The organism is Fusobacterium mortiferum ATCC 9817, assembly GCF_000158195.2.
GTDB lineage: Bacteria > Fusobacteriota > Fusobacteriia > Fusobacteriales > Fusobacteriaceae > Fusobacterium_A > Fusobacterium_A mortiferum.
The window spans coordinates 125,413-144,268 of the sequence record NZ_GL987991.1 but is presented as its reverse complement, the minus strand read 5'-3'; the positions used below and the strand labels follow the sequence as shown (position 1 = coordinate 144,268).

Sequence of the window (18,856 nt, the reverse complement as noted above, 5' to 3'; positions counted from 1 at the left end):
TCTAGGAGATTAACTATGGAAAATAATTTTTGGAAAGAGTGGAGTAAGCTCGTAATAATGTTAATAGGAATATTAATAGTATGGATAGGGTTTATTTTTATTTGTGACAAGTACTTTGGAAAATCTTTTGAAGAGATGAGGTTTATACACTATTTTATATTTATGGTGTTAATAATGAAAGCTAAGAATATATTTCTTAAAAGAATAAAAAAAGATGAAGAAACAGATAAAGATAAATAATATGTGAGAAGAGAGGGCTTTTATGGTAAGAGAGGAAGAATTTTATAGAAAACAGATGGTAAATGGTCTTGTTTATATCATAGGGGAGAGAGAAGCTTTCTCTGGAATAATTAATTTTAGATATAAAAATGGACAATTAAAAGAAAAAGAACCTTTTGTTTTGGGGATAAAAGAGGGAACAAATTTAAAATACTATGAAAATGGGCAACTAAAAGAATCTAATGATTTTATTAATGGAAGACTTAATGGAGATTCTATTCAATACTATGAAAATGGACAAATGAAAGAATCTATGGTTTTTAAAGATGATAGAATAAATGGAGAATGGGTAAAATATTACGAAGATGGAGCTATAAAATCTAGAGGATATTTTATAGATGGAAAGCTTAATGGGAAAAAAATTAATTATTATCCTAGTGGAAAAATTATGGAGATAATATCTTTTAAAGATAATATGCTACATGGAGAGTATATTTCTTACTATGAAAGTGGAGATATAAAAGTTAATGAGTATTTTATAAATGGTTTATTAGAGGGAGAAGCTGTCTATTATTATGAAAATGGAGAGGTAAAAATCCGTGAAGAGTATAAGAAACAGATAAAAAATGGGAAATATGTAAGATATTATGAAAATGGAATAATTAATGCTTTGGGAAATTTTAAAGAGGGACAGATGAATGGAGATTGGAGTATGTTCTATGAAAATGGAAAACTTTTAGGAACTGTTTCTTTTAAAGATGGTAAAGTGAAGAAATAAATTAATTTAACAATATTAAAAGGAAAAAATTACTATAATGAGTTTAAATATTATATAGTAAGTTTTTTCCTTTTTTATTTATAATTTATTCTAATTAAAAAATTTATTATTTAATCTAATAGTGATGTTCCATAGGAATTATCTATTGCACATAACCATTTTCCATTTATCTTTCTAAAAATATAAGTAGCTCTTCTTTCCATACTGTATTCAGAAGTTTCTTTATTAATAGCATCGAGAAAAGTTTGAGATAATATTAAGGCTGTATCTCCAGTTTCTATGCATAACATTTTCCCTTGAGTAGGAACAATACTATTTTTAAAATATTCAGCTATTCTAATAAAAGCTTTTTTTATATTTTCTTTTCCCTGTACTTCCATACCTGGCTTTACTATTAAAATTGCATCGTCTGTATAAAAGTTTAATAAATCATCGAATCTTTCTTCTTTTATAGCTAAGTCTGCTTGATGGATTAATTCTTTTATTTCTTTATTCATATAAAATCAACTCCTCTATAAATAAGCAATTAGTAATTTTATAGTTTCAATTACTCCCTCTATATGAGTTCTCTCATAGTGATGTGAAGATTCTACACTTGGTCCAATACATCCACATTTAAAATCAAATCCTTGTAAAAGAGCAGCACTAGCATCTGAACCATATCTATTATATACATCAACAGTATATCCGATATTATTTAATTCAGCTGCTTCCATAAGTCCAAGTCTTACACTTAAATCATATGGAGTTTTAAAATCTTTAGCTGCTATACTTACTTTTTTCTCATCTCCATAAGCATCTGCTCCAACAAGTCCAATATCTAAAGCTATAAACTCGTCCATATCATCAGGTATTACAGAAACTCCATGTCCAATCTCTTCATAGTTAGATATATAGATATATAATCCATTTTTAGGTTTTAGATTATTATCTTTTAAATATTTGATATATCCTAAAACTTGAGCTATACAAATTTTATCATCAATAAATCTTGATTTAATATAACCACTCTCTGTAATTACAGTACGTGGGTCAAAAGATACAAAATCTCCAACTCTTATTCCTAGTTGTTCAGCATCTTCTTTATTGTAAACTTCTTCATCTAATCTGATTTCCATAGTAGAAGCGTTTCTTGACATCTCTCTAGCTTCATCTCCATAAATATGTACAGAGCTTTTTACTGGAACTATTGTTCCTTCGATAGCATCTCCATCAAGAGTATGAACTAAACAATTTTCTCCTTCTACTCCTCCCCAGTTTACTCCACCAAGGTTTACTAACTCTAATCTTCCATTTGGTTTAATTTTTTTAACCATAGCTCCTAAAGTATCTACATGGGCAGAAATCATTTTTTTGTAATTGTTATCTTCTCCATCAAGGTATGCTAGGATAGCTCCTTTTCTAGTTAGACTGTATGGAACTTTTAATTCATCTAATTCCACTCCTATTCTTTCCATAGCATCGTCAGTATATCCAACAGGACTAGGAATGTTTAGAAGCTCCATAGCCATATCAAGTACATACTCAACATCTAAGTTAATATCCATATTTTCCACTTCCTTTTTATTTGTTTTCTATATATAAATCTTTTAAATTATGCATTGTTGTGGCATCGTATTTAAATCCTTTAACTCTTTTGTTAAGACCAATATTTTCATTTTTATATAAAAGAAGTCCAAAAGGAGCATCTTCTTGTAAAATTTCTTGTCCTTTGAAGAATAGTGCTTTTCTTTCAGCAGAATCAGAAGTAAGACGAGCTTCCTCTATAACTTTATCTAACTCTTTATTAGTATAGAAAGCTCTATTTCCAGCTCCACCATGAGATGAACTATGTAATAATGGGAAGAAAACTATATCAGCATCTGAAGTACCAGATACCCAACCACCTAGTAAAGCTTGATGCTCTCCTTGAGCAGTTTTTTGTAAATAAGTTCCCCACTCAAGGGTTTCTATTTTCATATCTATTCCAATCTCTTTTAAATTAGCTTGAATAATTTGAGCTAATTGAAGTCTAGTAGTATTATCGTTTACAAATAGAGTAAATGATGGATTTTGAATTCCAGATTTCTTTAAGTACTCTATTGCTTTTTCTTTATTGTATGGGTAACCTTCTACACTATCAGAATGTCCAAATACATTAGGGTTTACTATTGAGTTAGCTGGGATAGCTTTTCCCATAAATATAGAATCTGACATACTTTGTTTATCAAGAGCATAGTTTACAGCTTTTCTAAAATCCTTATTATCAAAAGGAGCTTTAGTATTGTTGAATGTAATATACTCTGTTGAAGTAGTAGGTTTAGATATAAGTTGTAAATCAGGATTTTTTTCAATCATTCCACTATCTATTGCATCCATATTGTAAGCTATATCTATCTCTCTTGTTTCAAGAGCAGCTAATCTACTACTATTTTCAGTGATAGCTCTATAAGTTAGATTATCAATTTTTGGTCTTCCTTCAAAATAATCATCAAAAGCTACTAATTCGATTTTCTCTCCACTTCCCCATTCAACAAATTTGTATGGTCCAGTTCCAACTGGTTCAGTAGCAATCACATCATTTTTAGCAATAGTATCTTTCTCATTTAAGATAGCAGTAAGTGGATGAGCTAATCCAAATAGTAATGGAGATGATGGCTCAGATAAAATTAATTTTACTGTATAATCATCTATTATTTCTACTTTTGTAATAGCATCTATCATAACTCTACTAGCTGGTTTATCCAACATTCTATTTATACTAAAAGCTACGTCTTTAGATGTAAGAGTATCTCCATTATGGAATTTTACCCCTTGTCTTATTTTTATTACTAGCTCTGTAGGAGATACATATTCAAAAGATTCTGCTAACTCTGGAACTATATTTCCATTTTCATCAACTTTTAGTAAGGTATTAAATATTTGCTCTGTTATAGTTAGAGCTGGTATCTCATTATACATATTTGGGTCTAGACTTTTAGGTTTAGAACCTTGAGAAACTACGATATTGTTATTAATTTTTTCCTCTTTCTTTTCTCCTCCGCAACCTGTGATAAAAAGAGAGAGTCCTAGCATTATTAAAGCAAATTTTTTCATAAAATCCCTCCAAGTTTAAAAAAGATATATATATACTACTATTGAAAGTAATTTTTTAAAAATATATATAATATATAAAACTTTTTCAAAAGATATATAATAAAAAAAGAGAAAAATTTACTTAATTGAATTTAAAATAAGCAAACTGATTCTCTTTATATTTTTACATTATGATAATGATTTTAAAATTTTAGCTAATTGGTCTGGACAAGAAGTTCCTCTTCCTCTACAATCTATTCCTTCTAATTTTTTTATAACTTCATCTTTATTCATCCCTAAGATAAGATTTTGAAGTCCATGAGTATTTCCATCACAACCACCACAGAATTCTATTTCAGTGATTTTTCCATTCTCGTCAAACTCTACTCCTATCTCTTTGGCACATATTTTTTCAGTTTTATAATATTTCATCTTTTCCTCCTATACATATCTCTTTCTACATGGAAATATTATACTAAAAAAAATAGAAAAATACAAGTAGTATAAAATTACATAAGTATTTCAGAAAAAGTATGATACAATAGTAAATATAAAGAATTTCTGGGAGGATAACAATATGAAAAAAATTGCAATAGCTACATTTGTTCTATTAACATTAGTTGGTTGTGGAAAAGAGATAGATATTTCTCAAAAACAAGTAAGAAAGGGAATAGTTTATACAATAAATGAAGATAAACCTTTTACAGGAAAGGTAGTAGGAAAATATGAAAATGGACAAAATAAACTAGTTGAAAAATTTAAAGAGGGAAAATTTGATGGAGAGCAAATCTATTATTATGAAAATGGACAAATAAAAGAAAAGATAACATATCAAGGAGGAGTTCCAACAGGAGTATATAATGAGTATCATAAGAATGGAGAAGTAGCATACACAGGAAGTTTTTCTAATGGTAAAAAAGAAGGAGAGTGGAACAGATATACTGAAGATAAAAAATTGATATTAACAGAGATTTATAAAAATGGAAAGCTTGAAGATGTTAAGCAATTTTTAATTGATACTGATAAAATAAAAGGGAAAATAAATAGTTTATTTAATTAGAAACTAAATATCAAATTTTCATACACTGTTCAAATATAGAATCAAATAGTATCAATAAAATGGTACTATTTTATTTTTTAGAAATTTTAAAAAGTAATTTTTAAAAAAGAAAAAAATTTTTTAAAATTACACTTGATTTTTTTTTAATTTAGGAGTATACTCTTTTCAACAGCTTGGGGGAGCAGTTAATAATTAGAAAGAGGAGGAAGAACTATGTTTACACTTAATATAATATTTGTCATATGTATAATATCACTCATACAAATGAATATGAGTTCAATTTCATATACAAAAAATTATATTAGGCAAGTATTATAGTTATATCCATTACTATATATAGAGGCAATAATTTATTTTATTGTTAATGACAGCCTAATAGGGCTGTTTTTTTATAATCAAAAATCTGTCCGTGCTATACGAACTAAAATAACTAAAATTTATACTAAATAAGTTTTAAATTAAAAATTTTATATACATTTAAAGGGGGAATCAAAATGAAAAAATTTACACTTATGCTTTTAGGACTATCTTTCTTAATCACAGCTTGTGGTGGAGAAAAAGAGGCAACGACTAAAAAAACTGATGAAGCAGCAACTATTAAAATCGGAGGTTTAGGACCTTTAACTGGACCATTAGCTATTTATGGAGTTACTGCTACTAATGGTTCAAAACTTGCTTTTGAGGAAATTAATAAAAATGGTGGAATCTTAGGAAAACAAGTAGAGTTTGTATTATTTGACGAAAAAGGAGATTCAACAGAAGCTGTTACAGCTTACAACAGATTAGTAGATGAAGGAGTAGTAGCTTTAGTAGGAGATATTACTTCAAAACCATCTCTAGCTGTAGCTGAAATTGCTGCTCAAGATAATATGCCAATGATTACTCCAACAGGAACTCAATTTAACATCACAGAAGCTGGACCAAATGTATTCCGTGTATGTTTCACTGACCCATACCAAGGAGTTATCCTAGCAAACCTAGCAAAAAATAATCTAAAAGCTAATACTGTAGCTATTATGGTAAATAACTCAAGCGACTATTCTGATGGAGTTGCTGAAGCTTTTATCAAAGAAGCTGAAAGATTAGGATTAAAAATAGTAGCTAAAGAGGGATATGCAGAAGGAGATAAAGATTTCAGAGCTCAACTTACTAAAGTAGCTGCTACTAATCCAGATGTATTATTAGTACCAGATTATTATGAGCAAGTAGCTTTAATTACTACTCAAGCTAGAGAAGTAGGAGTAAAATCAACATTTATTGGACCAGATGGTTGGGATGGAGTAGCTAAAGCTCTAGACTCTTCAGCATATGGAGCTGTTGAAAATAGTTACTTTACAAACCACTACTCTGTAGAAGATACTAATGAAAAAGTTCAAAACTTCTTAAAAGCATATAGAGAAAAATATAAAGATGAACCTTCAGCTTTCTCAGCTCTTTCATATGACGCTGCTTACTTAATGAAAGACGCTATTGAAAAAGCTGGTTCAACAGATAAAGACGCTATTGTTAAAGCAATGAAAGAAAGTGATTTTGCTGGTGTAACTGGACACTTAAGATTTGATGAGAAGAATAACCCAGTTAAAGCTGTTACTGTTCTAAAAGTTGTAAATGGAAATTATACTTTTGATTCTGTAATTCAACCTGAATAAGTTAAAAATTAAAGTAACTTTTGTTTAAAGAGAATTGAGAGTAGCTAACTATATGATGTTATTTAGTGTTAGCTACTTTATAAATTCTCATTCTTTATAAAATAGAAGAAGGGATCAAAAGTAAGGTATTGAGAGGAGAGAGAAAGAAAAATGGAATTTATTATGCAGATTATCAACGGACTACAAATAGGTAGTATCTATGCCTTAGTATCACTTGGGTATACGATGGTTTATGGAATAGCACAACTTATTAACTTTGCTCATGGGGATATTATTATGGTGGGAGCTTATGTTTCACTATTTAGTATTCCAGTTTTTACAAGAATAGGATTACCCGTATGGCTTACAGTAGTACCTGCTATTGTACTATGTGTGGTCTTAGGAATGTTAACAGAGAGAGTAGCTTATAGACCTCTTAGAAATTCTCCTAGAATTTCTAACTTAATCACAGCCATAGGAGTAAGTTTATTCTTAGAAAATTTATTTATGAAAATTTTTACTCCAAATACAAGAGCATTCCCAAAAGTATTTACTCAAGAGCCACTTAGATTTGGAGATATCTATCTTAACTATGGAACTGTTGTTACTATTGTCTTAACTCTTATCCTTTCAGTAGGATTACAATATTTTATGAAAAAGACAAAATATGGAAAAGCTATGCTAGCTACAAGTGAGGACTATGGAGCAGCAAAGCTTGTAGGTATCAATGTAAATAGTACAATCCAACTTACTTTTGCAATAGGAAGTGGACTTGCTGCTATTGCTTCTGTACTTTATGTCTCAGCTTATCCACAAGTTCAACCACTTATGGGTTCTATGTTAGGAATAAAAGCTTTTATAGCTGCTGTACTTGGAGGAATTGGAATTCTACCAGGTGCTGTTATAGGAGGATTTATTCTTGGAATAGTTGAAAGTTTAACAAGAGCTTATTTATCATCACAATTAGCAGATGCCTTTGTATTTGCTATCCTTATTATAGTTCTACTTGTTAAACCAACAGGACTTTTAGGAAAAAATATGAGAGAGAAAGTATAGGAGGAAGGAAAGATGAATCATACAAAAAGATGGAGTTATGCTTTAACTCTGATTTTAGTAATAATTGGATATTTTTTATTGACAGGACTTATATCATCAGGAATGATTTCAAGATATCAAACTACTGTAATGATTTTTATCTGTATTAATATTATTTTAGCTGTAAGTTTAAATATAACTGTTGGGTGTCTTGGACAAATTACTATTGGACATGCTGGTTTTATGTCAGTAGGAGCTTACACAGCAGCACTATTTGCTAAAACTGGAATAGTTGAAGGGTTACCTGGTTATATTATTGCTCTTATTGTAGGAGGAATTGTTGCTGGAATTGTGGGAATAGTAATTGGTATTCCAGCTTTGAGATTAAATGGTGACTATTTAGCAATTATTACTCTTGCTTTTGGAGAGATTATTAGAGTTTTAGTTGAGTACTTTGATTTTACAGGTGGTGCTCAAGGACTTAGAGGAATTCCTCGTTTTAATAAATTTGGTGTTATATACATTATAATGGTACTATGTGTAATGATGATGTTTTCACTTATGACAAGCCGTCATGGAAGAGCTATTCTAGCTATTAGAGATGACGAAATAGCAAGTGGAGCTTCAGGAATAAATACAACTTATTATAAGACTTTTGCTTTCACTGTTTCAGCTATTTTTGCTGGAGTAGCTGGAGGAATCTATGCTCATAACTTAGGAATATTAGGAGCTAGACAATTTGACTTTAACTATTCAATCAATATTTTAGTTATGGTTGTATTAGGAGGAATGGGAAGCTTTACAGGTTCATTTCTTTCTGCTATTGCTTTAACAATTTTACCAGAAGTACTTAGAGAGTTCTCTGATTACCGTATGATTGTTTACTCTTTATTATTAATCTTAACTATGATTTTCCGTCCAACAGGATTATTAGGACGTAAAGAGTTCCAAATTTCAAAATTCGTAGAAAGATATATTACTAAGAAGGGGGCAGCAAAAAATGGCAAATAGAATTTTACATGCTAAAGATATAAATATTACTTTTGGTGCTCTTAGAGCTGTAAGTGATTTTAATTTAGAGTTAAGAGAAAAAGAGTTAGTAGGACTTATTGGACCAAATGGTGCTGGAAAAACTACTGTATTCAATATATTAACCGGTGTGTATTCAGCTACATCAGGAACTTATACATTCAATGGAGAGGAAGTAAAAAAGACTCCTACACATAAGCTTGTAAGAAAGGGACTTGCTAGAACTTTCCAAAATATCAGACTTTTTAAATATATGAGCGTATTAGATAATGTTTTAGTTGCTAATAACTTTAATATGAAGTATGGAGTTTTAACAGGAACTTTCCGTTTACCAAAATTCTGGTTAGAAGAGAGAAAAGCTAAGAAAAAAGCTATGAAACTTTTAAGAATTTTTGATTTAGATAAATATGCAGATGCTCCAGCTGGAAGTCTTCCATATGGACAACAAAGAAAATTAGAGATAGCTAGAGCTATGGCTACTAATCCAAAAGTTTTACTTCTAGATGAGCCAGCAGCAGGTATGAACCCAACAGAAACTGAAGAGCTTATGAAGACTATCAAGCTTATTAGAGATAAATTTGGAATTGCTATCTTATTAATAGAGCATGATATGAAACTAGTTTTAGGAATTTGTGAAAGACTTATTGTATTAGACCATGGAACTATTATAGCAAGTGGAGATCCACAAAAAGTTGTTAATGACCCAGCAGTTGTTACAGCTTACTTAGGAAAAGATGATGATGAAATTGATGAAGAGGAAGCCAAAAATAAAGAGATTGCTTCTGTAAAAGCTGAGATATTTAATGACGAGGAGGAAGTTTAATGGAAAGAGATATTATGCTTGAGGTAAAAGATTTGCATGTATATTATGACAATATTCATGCCTTAAAGGGAATCTCTCTAAAGGTAGGAAAGGGAGAGGTTGTATCTCTTATAGGTGCTAATGGTGCTGGAAAAACTACTACTCTTCAAACGATATCTGGGCTTATTCAAGCTAGAGAGGGAAGTGTAATATTTGAAGGGCAAGATATCACAAAGATAGAGTGCCATAAAATTTGTAAAATGGGAATAGCTCAAGTTCCTGAAGGAAGAAGAGTATTTGCTAGACTTCCTGTAAAAGATAATTTAAAATTAGGAGCTTTTACAGTTGATGATACTCCAGAAAATCTAGAAAAAGATAGAGCTAGATTTTATGAAGTTTTTCCTAGAATGGCAGAGAGAAAAAATCAATTAGCAGGAACTTTATCTGGAGGAGAACAACAGATGTTAGCTATGGGAAGAGCTCTGATGAGCAGACCTAAGTTACTTATTTTAGATGAACCATCAATGGGATTATCTCCTTTATTTGTTAAAGAGATATTTGCTGTTATTAAAAGATTAAAAGAGGCTGGAACTACTATACTTCTAGTAGAACAAAATGCAAAAATGGCTCTTTCAGTTGCTGACTATGCCTATGTTATAGAAACAGGAAAAATAACAATGGAAGGAAAAGCCCAAGATTTATTAAATGATGCTAATGTTAAAAAAGCTTATTTAGGAGCTTAATAAATTTGCTTTCTCACTACTTTCAAATAGAGGGTGTTGTAATTTTTTACAGCACCCTCACCTTATTATCTTTTAAATATAAGTATAAAATTTTTATCCTTTTTATTTACCTTTCTAGATTCTCTTATCTTTTGTATTGTTTTATTATGTATTCAATTATCTTTTTAAATATCTCCTTATTTATAAATTAATTATTATAACATTTTAGAATAAAAAATTTATATAAATATATTTTGGATATTAAAATATTTTTATTGAATATAATTTTAAGTTATGATATAATAAAAAACAAGTTAAATAATTGAAATATAAAATATCATGAGGAGGATATATGAAGAAAAATGTAACTAAATTTTTTGCTGGTATATTGCTAGTAGCTGGAGCTATTGGATGTAGTTCTGAAAATACGAATGAGAAACTTGAAGTAAATAAGAAAGAAAACCAACTTCAAAAAAAGGAGGAACTTGTCTTTGTAAACTATAGGGATATTAGAGATTTGAATCCTCATCTTTATGCTGGAGAGATGTATGCACAGGAAATGTTGTATGAAACTCTTGTAAATATCGGACCTAATGGATATGAGCCTTGTTTAGCAGAAAGTTGGAATATAAGTGAAGATGGAAAAACTTATACATTTAATATAAGGAAAGGTGTAACATTTTCTGATGGAACAATTTGTGATGCCCATGCTATTAAAGCAAATTTTGATGCAATTTTAGAAAATAAAAGTAGACATACTTGGCTAGAAATGATGCATCTCTTAGAAAGTGTCGATTTAATGGATGACTATACTATACAGATAAAATTGAGTAAACCATACTATCCAATGCTTACAGAATTAGGGGTAACTAGACCATTTGCAATGATATCCCCTAAAGCTATGAAAAATGGATCGACTAAAGATGGAGTAAATGCTTATATAGGAACTGGACCATATATTTTAAAGAAATTTGTAACAGATGAGTATGCAATATTTGAAGCTAATGAAAATTATTGGGGAAAAGTTCCTGATATAAAGAAAATATTAGTAAAAGTTATTCCAGATAATCAAACTCGTATCTTAGCTTTAGAAAAAGGAGAGATTGATTTAATATTTGGAAAAAATATGATAGATGCTGATGCAGTAAATAAATATAAAAATAACAATAAATTTACTGTTGCTTTATCAGAACCAACATCTACTAGACAGATTGTCATAAATACAAATAATGAGATTTTAAAAGATAAAAGTATTAGATATGCTTTACAGCATGGAACTAATAAGGAAGCAATATCTCAAGGAGTATTTTATGGATTAGAAAAACCGGCTGATACACTTTTTGCTAGAACAGTTCCATATTGTAATATTGATTTAAAACCATTTAATTTTGATATGGCTTTAGCTAATAAATATCTTGATGAGAGTGGTTGGGTAAAAGGAAAAGATGGTATTCGTACTAAAGATGGAAAAAGACTAGAGTTAAATTTACTATATAATAGTGATAGTGTTACTGAAAAAACTATTTCTGAATATTTACAAGCTGAATATAAAAAATTAGGAATAGCTATAAATATTACTGGACAAGAGGAGCAATCTTATCGTGATAATATGAAAGCTGGAAATTTTGATATGGTATTTAATATTTGCTGGGGAACACCTTATGATCCTCAATCTTCTTTAGCAGCAATGCGTCAACGTGTATATGGAGATTATGCCGCTCAATTAGGGTTGGAGGATAAGGCTGAAATTGATGAAGCTATAACTAAAATTCTTGTTTCTACAAATGAAGAAGAGAGACAAAAGTTATATACATTTGTTTTAACAAGATTACATGAAGATGCTGTATATATTCCACTTACTTATGAGTGTAATAAAGCAATTTATACTTCCGAATTAAAAAATGTTAAGTTTACACAAACTCAATATGAAGTTCCATTTGCAGAAATGACTTTTGAATAATGTAAATACCATAAGGATAGGCATAGCCTATCCTTTTTATTAGAAGGAGGAAAAGTGAAAAATTATATAATAAAAAGAGTTTTAATGAGTATTCCTTTACTTATATGTATATCTTTTATTTGTTTTGTATTTATAAATTTAATACCTTCAGATCCAGCTGAAGTAGCCCTTAGAGTTAGACAGACTCCGATAATCACAGAAGAGGCAATTGCACAAGTGAGAGCGGAATTAGGATTAAATGATCCATTTTTTATAAGATATATAAAATGGTTTTTTCAATGTTTAGTTTTAGATTTTGGAGTAAGTTATACTAATCCAGCTCGTACAGTTACAGGAGAGATTGGAAGATGCCTTCCTGCAACCTTACAATTGGCTGGAATGTCATTAGTTTTTGTAATTTTCTTAAGTTTACCTATAGGTTTCTTATGTGCTGTATATAAAGACTCATGGTTTGATAGAGTGATGAGAGGAATTGTTTTTATGACAACAGCTATGCCAGCTTATTGGGTAGGGCTTTTAATGATATGGTTAATCAGTATAAAATTTGATTTACTTCCTACAAGTGGAGCAGGATCTTTTAAACATCTTATTTTGCCATCTTTTACAGTTGCTCTTACTTATATTTCTACATATATCAGATTGATTAGAAATAATATGTTAGAAAATATGAAAGAAGATTATGTGTTATACGCTAATGTAAGAGGACTACAACAGAAAAATATTTTAAGGAAACATATTTTAAAAAATTCTCTTCATTCATGTATTACAGCAATTGGTATGAGTATTCCACAACTGATTGCTGGAACTATAGTTGTAGAAAATGTTTTTGCTTGGCCTGGAATAGGAAAACTTTGTATAGCATCTATTTTTAATAGGGATTATCCAGTAATACAAGCATATGTTTTAATGGTTGGAACATTATTTGTAATATTTAATTTAATATTTGATATTGTTCAATATATTGCTGATCCAAGACTTAGAAAGGGAATGAAGTGATAAAATGTTAAAAAGACTTTTAAAAAATAAAATGGCTTTAATATGTATAACTTTAATTGTTATATTAGTTATCTTAGGAGTTTTCGCTCCTGTTTTTGCTCCAAATGACCCCTATGAAAATAATATTTTAAATAAATTTGCTCCATATTCATGGGAATATCCTTTAGGAACTGATCACTTGGGAAGATGTGTTTTTTCAAGAATGATATATGGAATAAGACCGACTCTTTTCTTATCATTGGTTACAATGGTGGGAACTATTGGATTAGGAACATTGATGGGATTATTATCTGGATATTTCGAAGGAATAATTGATGATGTAATAATGAGAATAGTAGATATGATGCTGTCTTTTCCTAGTCAAATAATGATACTGGCTATAGTTGCTTTATTAGGTGTAGATATTAGAAATGTTATTATAGCTAATGTTTTTATTAAATGGGCTTGGTATGCAAGAATGATTAGAACCAATGTTATAAAATATACAGATAAAAATTTTATTCTTTTTTCAAGATGTATAGGTTCAGGAGAAAGATTTATTCTATTTAGACATATGATTCCTTGTATTGCTTCAGAGATGGCAGTATTAGCTACATTAGACATAGGTTGGGCAGTTTTAAATATATCAACTTTATCTTTTTTAGGACTTGGAGTACAAGCACCTATTCCAGAGTGGGGGGCTATGTTAAACGAAGCAAAAAATGTAATGACTACAAATCCAATACAGATGATAGCTCCAGGGGTAGCTGTTGTTATATTAGTAGCAACTTTCAATTTTTTAGGAGATTGTTTAAGAGATGCTTTTGATCCAAAGGAGGCAGAGATTTAATGAAAAAAACATTGTTAAAAGTAGAAAATATCTCTATATATCTTAAGAAAAAGAATATAAAAAATTGTTTAGTAGAAAATATCTCCTTTGAATTAAAAGAGGGGGAGTGTCTTGGAATTTTAGGAGAGAGTGGAAGTGGAAAAAGCTTAACCTGTAAATCTATTATGGGATTATTGGATAGTAAAACTTTTTTTATAGAGGGAAAAGCTATATATAATGGAGAAAATTTACTTGAGTGTAGAGGGGAAGAGTTAAGAAAATTAAGAGGAAAAGAGATCGCTATGATTTTACAAAATCCAATGACATGTTTTGATCCTCTATATACAGTTGGTTATCAAATAGCAGAAACTTTTACAGAACATACATCTTATTCAGCTGAAGAGATAAAAAAGAAGTCTATTGAAATTTTAGAAAAAATGCAATTGAAAAATCCTGAAGATATTTTATTAAAATTTCCTCATCAATTAAGTGGAGGAATGTTACAAAGAATAATGATTGGGTTAGCTTTAGCAATGAATCCTAAATTTATAATAGCAGATGAACCTACTACAGCTATAGATGCTATTACTCAATATGAAATCATGAAAGAGTTTCAAAAAATAAAAAAAGATGGAAAAGTTGGAATGATATTTATATCTCATGATTTAGGAGTAATTTCAGAGATTTCAGATTATGTTATCGTAATGAATAAGGGGAAAATTGTTTCACAAGGCAAAAAAGATGAAGTATTTAAAGAAACAAAAGATGAATTTACAAAAATGTTAATAGAGAAGAAATTAGTAGTAATGAATAGATATAAAGAGATTATGAAGGGAGGAAAAAATGCTGTTAGAGGCTAAAAATATAAATGTAAGCTTTAAGAAAGAAAATCAAAAAACAATTTTTGGTAAAGAAAGACAGCAAGTAGTAAAAAATGTTTCTCTTTCATTAAAAAAGGGAGAGTGTCTTGGAATAATTGGAGAAAGTGGAAGTGGTAAATCTACTTTAGGAAAAACTTTAATTGGACTTTTAAAACCAGATAGTGGAAATATCTATTTAGAGGGAATAGATATGTATAATGCTAATAGAGAAAATAGAAAAAAAATTCAACAGATGATAAGTATAGTTTTTCAAGATTATACTTCTTCAGCTAATCCTCGTTTTCTTGTAAAAGATATTATAGGAGAGGCTTTAAGAGTATTAGAAAAGAAACTAGGAGAAAAAGTAGATAGAGATAAAAAAACAAAGGAATTATTAGAAGTAGTTGGATTAAATGAAAATTTTATGAATAGATATCCCCATGAATTGAGTGGAGGGCAATTACAAAGAGTGTGTATAGCTAGAGCTGTAGCAACTAACCCTCAATTTATTCTTTTAGATGAAGCTATTAGTTCGTTGGATGCTTCTACCCAAACACAAGTGATGGATCTATTAAAAGATTTACAAAAAAAATATGGACTTTCTTATATTTTTATAACCCATGATCTTCCTTCTGTTACTTATATGTGTGATAGAGTTCTATTTTTTTATGAGGGAAATGTTGTAGAAGAGGTTGAGGATATTTATAAACTTTCTCAAGTAAAAAGTCCTTATGCTAAAAAACTTTTAAATTCTATATTGGAGATAAATGTTGATGAATAATAGTAATATAACACATAAGATGTTTTTAAGCTTGATGATTCCCTTTATTTTATCTACTATAACACAACCTTTACTTGGAGCAGCAGATATTGCTGTAGTTGGAAAATTAAATAATGTAAATTATATATCTGGAGTATCTATAGGAACACTTATTTTTAACACTATATATTGGATTTTTGGTTTTCTAAGAGTAAGTACTACAGCTTTTAGTGCTCAATCTAGTCATTATAGTGATAAAAAAAGAGTAAGTGACATATTTTTTAGACCAATAATGATAGCTTTGTTTATAAGTTTAATTATGGTTATTTTTCAAAATATAATTTTTGAAAGTTCTATGAAATTTATAAAACCAGAATTAGAAATAGAAAAAGCAGCAACAACTTATTTTAAAATTTTGATTTGGGGAGCTCCTTTTGTTTTAACTAATTATGTACTTTTAGGTTGGCTTATGGGATTAGGAAATATAAAAGCTTCTATGACTATGCAGATTTCAGGAAATCTTTTAAATATTATATTGGATATAATTTTTGTAACAATATTTAATTTTAAAGTTGAAGGAGTAGCTTATGCAACCCTTATTTCACAAATTTTTTCAACTTTTTTAGGAGTATATTTTATCTTTCCATACACTTACCACAAGTATATAGATTTAAAATCAATTATTAATAAAAAAGAGTTAATAAGTATCTTTTGTGTAAATAGGGATTTGATGGTTAGAACTATATGTTTAGTTTCACATAATAATCTTTTTACAATGGCAAGTTCCAATTTAGGTGGAGATATTTTGGCAACTAATGCTATTCTTTTTCAAATAATGTCAATTATCTCTTATGCTTTTGATGGAATAGCTAATACAGCTAGTGTATTTGCAGGAAGAGCAAGAGGGCAAAAGGATAATTTACTTATGAAAAATTGTTGGAAGAAGACTTTTTATTGGGGAGTTATTTTTGTTATTTTAACAACAGTAATTTATTTGATATTTTCAGATAGTATTATTAGAATATTTACTAAACTACCTAATATTATTTTATTGGCAAAAGAGTATTCAAAATGGATATTATTATATCCATCTATAGCATTTTTAGGATTAACTTTTTATGGGGTATTTACTGGTTCTGCTAAAACATTTCCCATTATGACATCTACTGTTATAGCTTTTATACTATTTTTTATATCTTGGAAATACCTAATACCACTATATGAAAATAATGGAGTATGGATTTCTTTACTTGTATTTTATTTTGGAAGAGGAGTATTTTTAATTCCTCAATTAAAGAAAACATTGAGTTAAGGAGATGAGTATGGATTTTAAATTAGAAAATTTAGTTTGTGAAGCTGGAAAAAAAATATCTGGCTTTTGGAACATTGAAGGATATAGTATTCCAACTACTATAATAAATGGAGAGAAGGAAGGGAAAGTAATAGCAATATCTTCTGGAATACATAATTGCGAATATGTGGGAATACAAAGTGCTATTGAACTTTCACAAGAACTTAAACCAGAAAATATAAGTGGAACAGTTATTATTTTTCATCCTGTTAATTATTCTGGATTTTTTAAAAAGATTCCAACAGTGATGCCAGAAGATAATAAAAATTTAAATAGAGCATTTCCTGGTGAAAAGACAGGGACAATTTCAGATAAAATTGCTTATCATTTTTCTAAATTTTTATATCCTCAATTAGATTTTTTTATAGATATACATGGCGGAGATCTTTATGAAAGAGCGACAGCTTTTGTATACTCTCCAGGAATTGGAGATGAAGAGACTATAAGATTTTCTCATGAGGTAGCTCAATATTTAGCAGTTCCATATAGAGTTAGATCTTCAGCTAAAACAGGAGCATATAATTCTGCTGCTATTCAAGGAGTTCCCTCTATGTTAATAGAAAGAGGAGGAAATGGACTTTGGAGTAATGAGGAAGTACAAGATTATAAAAAAGATATTCTTTCTATATTAGGATATTTTAATATTATAGACTATTCAATTAATAAAAATTTACTTCAAAAAGAAATTACTACTGCTAAATATATCTCTTCAGAAATAGATGGATTTTGGTATCCTACTTATAAAGCTGGGGAAAAATTTAAAAAGGGTGAATTATTAGGAGAAATTAGAGATTGTTTTGGAAATATTATAACTTCATATTTTGCTGAATTTGATGGAGTAATATTATATGGAGTTTTTTCTTTAGCAGTAAGAAAAAATGAAGAAATTTTAGCTTATGGAAAAAATTAGTTAAAATTTTATGGGTGTTGTATTATTACAGCACCCTCATTTTAATTATCTTTTAAATGTCAAAACTAAATCTTTATCCTCTTTACTTACCCTTATAGATTCTCTTATCTTTTGTATTGTTTTATTTTGTATCCAATTATCTAAAGTATTCTCTTTTAAATAATCTAATGTTTTTTCTCTAAATTTAATAAACATTATTGAAATTAACCAAGCTTGAGCCATCTTTACATAATATTCTCTGTTAGTAATATTTGTACACAGATAAAAAATCTCATCAATATAGTTTTCTTCTAAATAATAACCAAGTAAAGTTACTAATCCAAATCTGATTCTCCAATTATCATTTGAACTTACACACTCTTTTATAAAATTGTAATATATATCTTTTTCCTTCTTTAAAAATTTTAAGTTACTCACAACAATATCACAAGTAGCCCAGTTATCAATCTCGGTTATAAAACTATCTATATACCTCTTTCTAACTTCATAATCAACTTTGATAAAACCTAGAACCAATCCTCTGATTACTCCCTCTTCATAATAGGTATTTTGAGAATATTCTATAAACTCTTTCCATTTTCCTTTAGAAATCTCTTTAGTTATCTCTTTCAATTTAGGAGTTCTTATCCCTATTAAACTTTTTTCTATTCCTAATAATTTAGAATGAAAATTTTTATATTTAATATCTTCTAAAGCGATTAAATAATTTATAAACTCTTGATAAGTCTCTTTATTCCAAATAATATTTTTTAAATCCATAGCTCCCTCTTATTAATATATAAATTTTATTTCTAATTTTTATTATAACATAATATTTAATATTATAACATAATATTTAAAAATTTTCTTGCAATTTAATTCATTTTATGATATTATAACTATAT

The 18,856-nt window shown here is 28.9% G+C and carries 20 protein-coding genes; 15 read left to right on the top strand and 5 right to left on the bottom strand.

The genetic code is table 11. The features are described from left to right. Window positions 1-15 precede the first annotated feature (15 nt). Complete coding sequence (locus FMAG_RS07270) at window positions 16-240, top strand: hypothetical protein (protein ID WP_005885498.1); 225 nt, start codon at window positions 16-18, stop codon at window positions 238-240. 22 nt (window positions 241-262) lie between these two features. Further along, a complete protein-coding gene (locus tag FMAG_RS07265) occupies window positions 263-997 on the top strand; it encodes a toxin-antitoxin system YwqK family antitoxin (protein ID WP_005885497.1) in 735 nt (244 codons plus the stop codon). 110 nt (window positions 998-1,107) lie between these two features. Here the strand turns inward: FMAG_RS07265 and FMAG_RS07260 are convergent, their stop codons facing one another. From FMAG_RS07260 to FMAG_RS07245, 4 genes are all read right to left on the bottom strand, one after another. Continuing rightward, entirely contained in the window at window positions 1,108-1,494 is a 387-nt protein-coding gene (locus FMAG_RS07260) for a YybH family protein (RefSeq protein ID WP_005885496.1), read from the bottom strand. Between the two features lie 15 nt (window positions 1,495-1,509). Beyond that, on the bottom strand, window positions 1,510-2,538 hold the full coding sequence (locus tag FMAG_RS07255) for a M42 family metallopeptidase (protein ID WP_040493927.1): 1,029 nt from the start codon (window positions 2,536-2,538) through the stop codon (window positions 1,510-1,512). A gap of 22 nt (window positions 2,539-2,560) precedes the next feature. Continuing rightward, window positions 2,561-4,072 carry an ABC transporter substrate-binding protein gene (locus tag FMAG_RS07250; RefSeq protein WP_005885494.1) on the bottom strand — a complete coding sequence of 504 codons (1,512 nt, stop codon included), beginning with the start codon at window positions 4,070-4,072 and terminating at the stop codon, window positions 2,561-2,563. Between the two features lie 168 nt (window positions 4,073-4,240). Continuing rightward, a complete protein-coding gene (locus FMAG_RS07245) occupies window positions 4,241-4,483 on the bottom strand; it encodes a TIGR03905 family TSCPD domain-containing protein (protein ID WP_005885492.1) in 243 nt (80 codons plus the stop codon). 145 nt (window positions 4,484-4,628) lie between these two features. Here FMAG_RS07245 and FMAG_RS07240 point away from each other — a divergent pair, with 145 nt between their 5' ends. The 13 genes from FMAG_RS07240 (at window position 4,629) to FMAG_RS07180 (ending at window position 17,972) form a co-directional block, all read left to right on the top strand. After that, entirely contained in the window at window positions 4,629-5,111 is a 483-nt protein-coding gene (locus tag FMAG_RS07240; RefSeq protein ID WP_005885490.1) for a toxin-antitoxin system YwqK family antitoxin, read from the top strand. A 494-nt stretch (window positions 5,112-5,605) separates the two neighbouring features. After that, on the top strand, window positions 5,606-6,760 hold the full coding sequence (locus tag FMAG_RS07235) for an ABC transporter substrate-binding protein (RefSeq protein ID WP_005885488.1): 1,155 nt from the start codon (window positions 5,606-5,608) through the stop codon (window positions 6,758-6,760). Window positions 6,761-6,910: 150 nt separating this feature from the next. Then, window positions 6,911-7,795, top strand: a complete 885-nt coding sequence (locus tag FMAG_RS07230; RefSeq protein ID WP_005885487.1) for a branched-chain amino acid ABC transporter permease — start codon at window positions 6,911-6,913, stop codon at window positions 7,793-7,795. A gap of 12 nt (window positions 7,796-7,807) precedes the next feature. Further along, window positions 7,808-8,785, top strand: coding sequence for a branched-chain amino acid ABC transporter permease (locus FMAG_RS07225; RefSeq protein ID WP_005885486.1), 978 nt, complete (start codon window positions 7,808-7,810; stop codon window positions 8,783-8,785). Next, window positions 8,775-9,626 (top strand): ABC transporter ATP-binding protein, encoded by an 852-nt coding sequence (locus tag FMAG_RS07220; protein WP_005885485.1) that lies wholly within the window; start codon window positions 8,775-8,777, stop codon window positions 9,624-9,626. The genes FMAG_RS07225 and FMAG_RS07220 overlap by 11 nt, the downstream gene beginning before the upstream one ends. Further along, entirely contained in the window at window positions 9,626-10,348 is a 723-nt protein-coding gene (locus FMAG_RS07215; protein ID WP_005885484.1) for an ABC transporter ATP-binding protein, read from the top strand. The genes FMAG_RS07220 and FMAG_RS07215 overlap by 1 nt, the downstream gene beginning before the upstream one ends. 331 nt (window positions 10,349-10,679) lie before the next feature. Beyond that, the gene (nikA, locus tag FMAG_RS07210) at window positions 10,680-12,287 is read left to right on the top strand and encodes a nickel ABC transporter substrate-binding protein (RefSeq protein WP_005885483.1); all 1,608 of its coding nucleotides are present in this window, start codon (window positions 10,680-10,682) and stop codon (window positions 12,285-12,287) included. Between the two features lie 54 nt (window positions 12,288-12,341). Further along, complete coding sequence (gene opp1B, locus FMAG_RS07205) at window positions 12,342-13,283, top strand: nickel/cobalt ABC transporter permease (RefSeq protein WP_005885481.1); 942 nt, start codon at window positions 12,342-12,344, stop codon at window positions 13,281-13,283. 4 nt (window positions 13,284-13,287) lie between these two features. Beyond that, a complete protein-coding gene (opp1C, locus tag FMAG_RS07200) occupies window positions 13,288-14,112 on the top strand; it encodes a nickel/cobalt ABC transporter permease (RefSeq protein WP_005885479.1) in 825 nt (274 codons plus the stop codon). Continuing rightward, complete coding sequence (locus tag FMAG_RS07195; protein ID WP_005885477.1) at window positions 14,112-14,951, top strand: ABC transporter ATP-binding protein; 840 nt, start codon at window positions 14,112-14,114, stop codon at window positions 14,949-14,951. Before opp1C ends, FMAG_RS07195 begins: the two co-directional genes overlap by 1 nt. Continuing rightward, complete coding sequence (locus FMAG_RS07190; RefSeq protein WP_005885476.1) at window positions 14,935-15,732, top strand: ABC transporter ATP-binding protein; 798 nt, start codon at window positions 14,935-14,937, stop codon at window positions 15,730-15,732. The genes FMAG_RS07195 and FMAG_RS07190 overlap by 17 nt, the downstream gene beginning before the upstream one ends. Next, a complete protein-coding gene (locus tag FMAG_RS07185; protein WP_005885475.1) occupies window positions 15,725-17,023 on the top strand; it encodes an MATE family efflux transporter in 1,299 nt (432 codons plus the stop codon). The genes FMAG_RS07190 and FMAG_RS07185 overlap by 8 nt, the downstream gene beginning before the upstream one ends. Before the next feature lie 10 nt (window positions 17,024-17,033). After that, window positions 17,034-17,972 carry a M14 family metallopeptidase gene (locus FMAG_RS07180; protein ID WP_005885474.1) on the top strand — a complete coding sequence of 313 codons (939 nt, stop codon included), beginning with the start codon at window positions 17,034-17,036 and terminating at the stop codon, window positions 17,970-17,972. Between the two features lie 45 nt (window positions 17,973-18,017). Here FMAG_RS07180 and FMAG_RS07175 read toward each other — a convergent pair whose 3' ends face one another. Beyond that, window positions 18,018-18,731 carry a DNA alkylation repair protein gene (locus tag FMAG_RS07175; RefSeq protein ID WP_005885473.1) on the bottom strand — a complete coding sequence of 238 codons (714 nt, stop codon included), beginning with the start codon at window positions 18,729-18,731 and terminating at the stop codon, window positions 18,018-18,020. Window positions 18,732-18,856 lie beyond the last annotated feature (125 nt).

Coding starts and splice junctions, on each gene's coding strand:
- FMAG_RS07245 (WP_005885492.1), bottom strand. CDS start 4,483: ATGAAATATTATAAAACTGAAAAAATATGTGCCAAAGAGATAGGAGTA.
- FMAG_RS07230 (WP_005885487.1), top strand. CDS start 6,911: ATGGAATTTATTATGCAGATTATCAACGGACTACAAATAGGTAGTATC.
- FMAG_RS07175 (WP_005885473.1), bottom strand. CDS start 18,731: ATGGATTTAAAAAATATTATTTGGAATAAAGAGACTTATCAAGAGTTT.
- nikA (WP_005885483.1), top strand. CDS start 10,680: ATGAAGAAAAATGTAACTAAATTTTTTGCTGGTATATTGCTAGTAGCT.
- FMAG_RS07265 (WP_005885497.1), top strand. CDS start 263: ATGGTAAGAGAGGAAGAATTTTATAGAAAACAGATGGTAAATGGTCTT.
- FMAG_RS07180 (WP_005885474.1), top strand. CDS start 17,034: ATGGATTTTAAATTAGAAAATTTAGTTTGTGAAGCTGGAAAAAAAATA.
- FMAG_RS07190 (WP_005885476.1), top strand. CDS start 14,935: ATGCTGTTAGAGGCTAAAAATATAAATGTAAGCTTTAAGAAAGAAAAT.
- FMAG_RS07270 (WP_005885498.1), top strand. CDS start 16: ATGGAAAATAATTTTTGGAAAGAGTGGAGTAAGCTCGTAATAATGTTA.
- FMAG_RS07220 (WP_005885485.1), top strand. CDS start 8,775: ATGGCAAATAGAATTTTACATGCTAAAGATATAAATATTACTTTTGGT.
- opp1C (WP_005885479.1), top strand. CDS start 13,288: ATGTTAAAAAGACTTTTAAAAAATAAAATGGCTTTAATATGTATAACT.
- FMAG_RS07185 (WP_005885475.1), top strand. CDS start 15,725: ATGAATAATAGTAATATAACACATAAGATGTTTTTAAGCTTGATGATT.
- FMAG_RS07250 (WP_005885494.1), bottom strand. CDS start 4,072: ATGAAAAAATTTGCTTTAATAATGCTAGGACTCTCTCTTTTTATCACA.
- FMAG_RS07235 (WP_005885488.1), top strand. CDS start 5,606: ATGAAAAAATTTACACTTATGCTTTTAGGACTATCTTTCTTAATCACA.
- FMAG_RS07225 (WP_005885486.1), top strand. CDS start 7,808: ATGAATCATACAAAAAGATGGAGTTATGCTTTAACTCTGATTTTAGTA.
- FMAG_RS07260 (WP_005885496.1), bottom strand. CDS start 1,494: ATGAATAAAGAAATAAAAGAATTAATCCATCAAGCAGACTTAGCTATA.
- FMAG_RS07195 (WP_005885477.1), top strand. CDS start 14,112: ATGAAAAAAACATTGTTAAAAGTAGAAAATATCTCTATATATCTTAAG.
- FMAG_RS07240 (WP_005885490.1), top strand. CDS start 4,629: ATGAAAAAAATTGCAATAGCTACATTTGTTCTATTAACATTAGTTGGT.
- FMAG_RS07215 (WP_005885484.1), top strand. CDS start 9,626: ATGGAAAGAGATATTATGCTTGAGGTAAAAGATTTGCATGTATATTAT.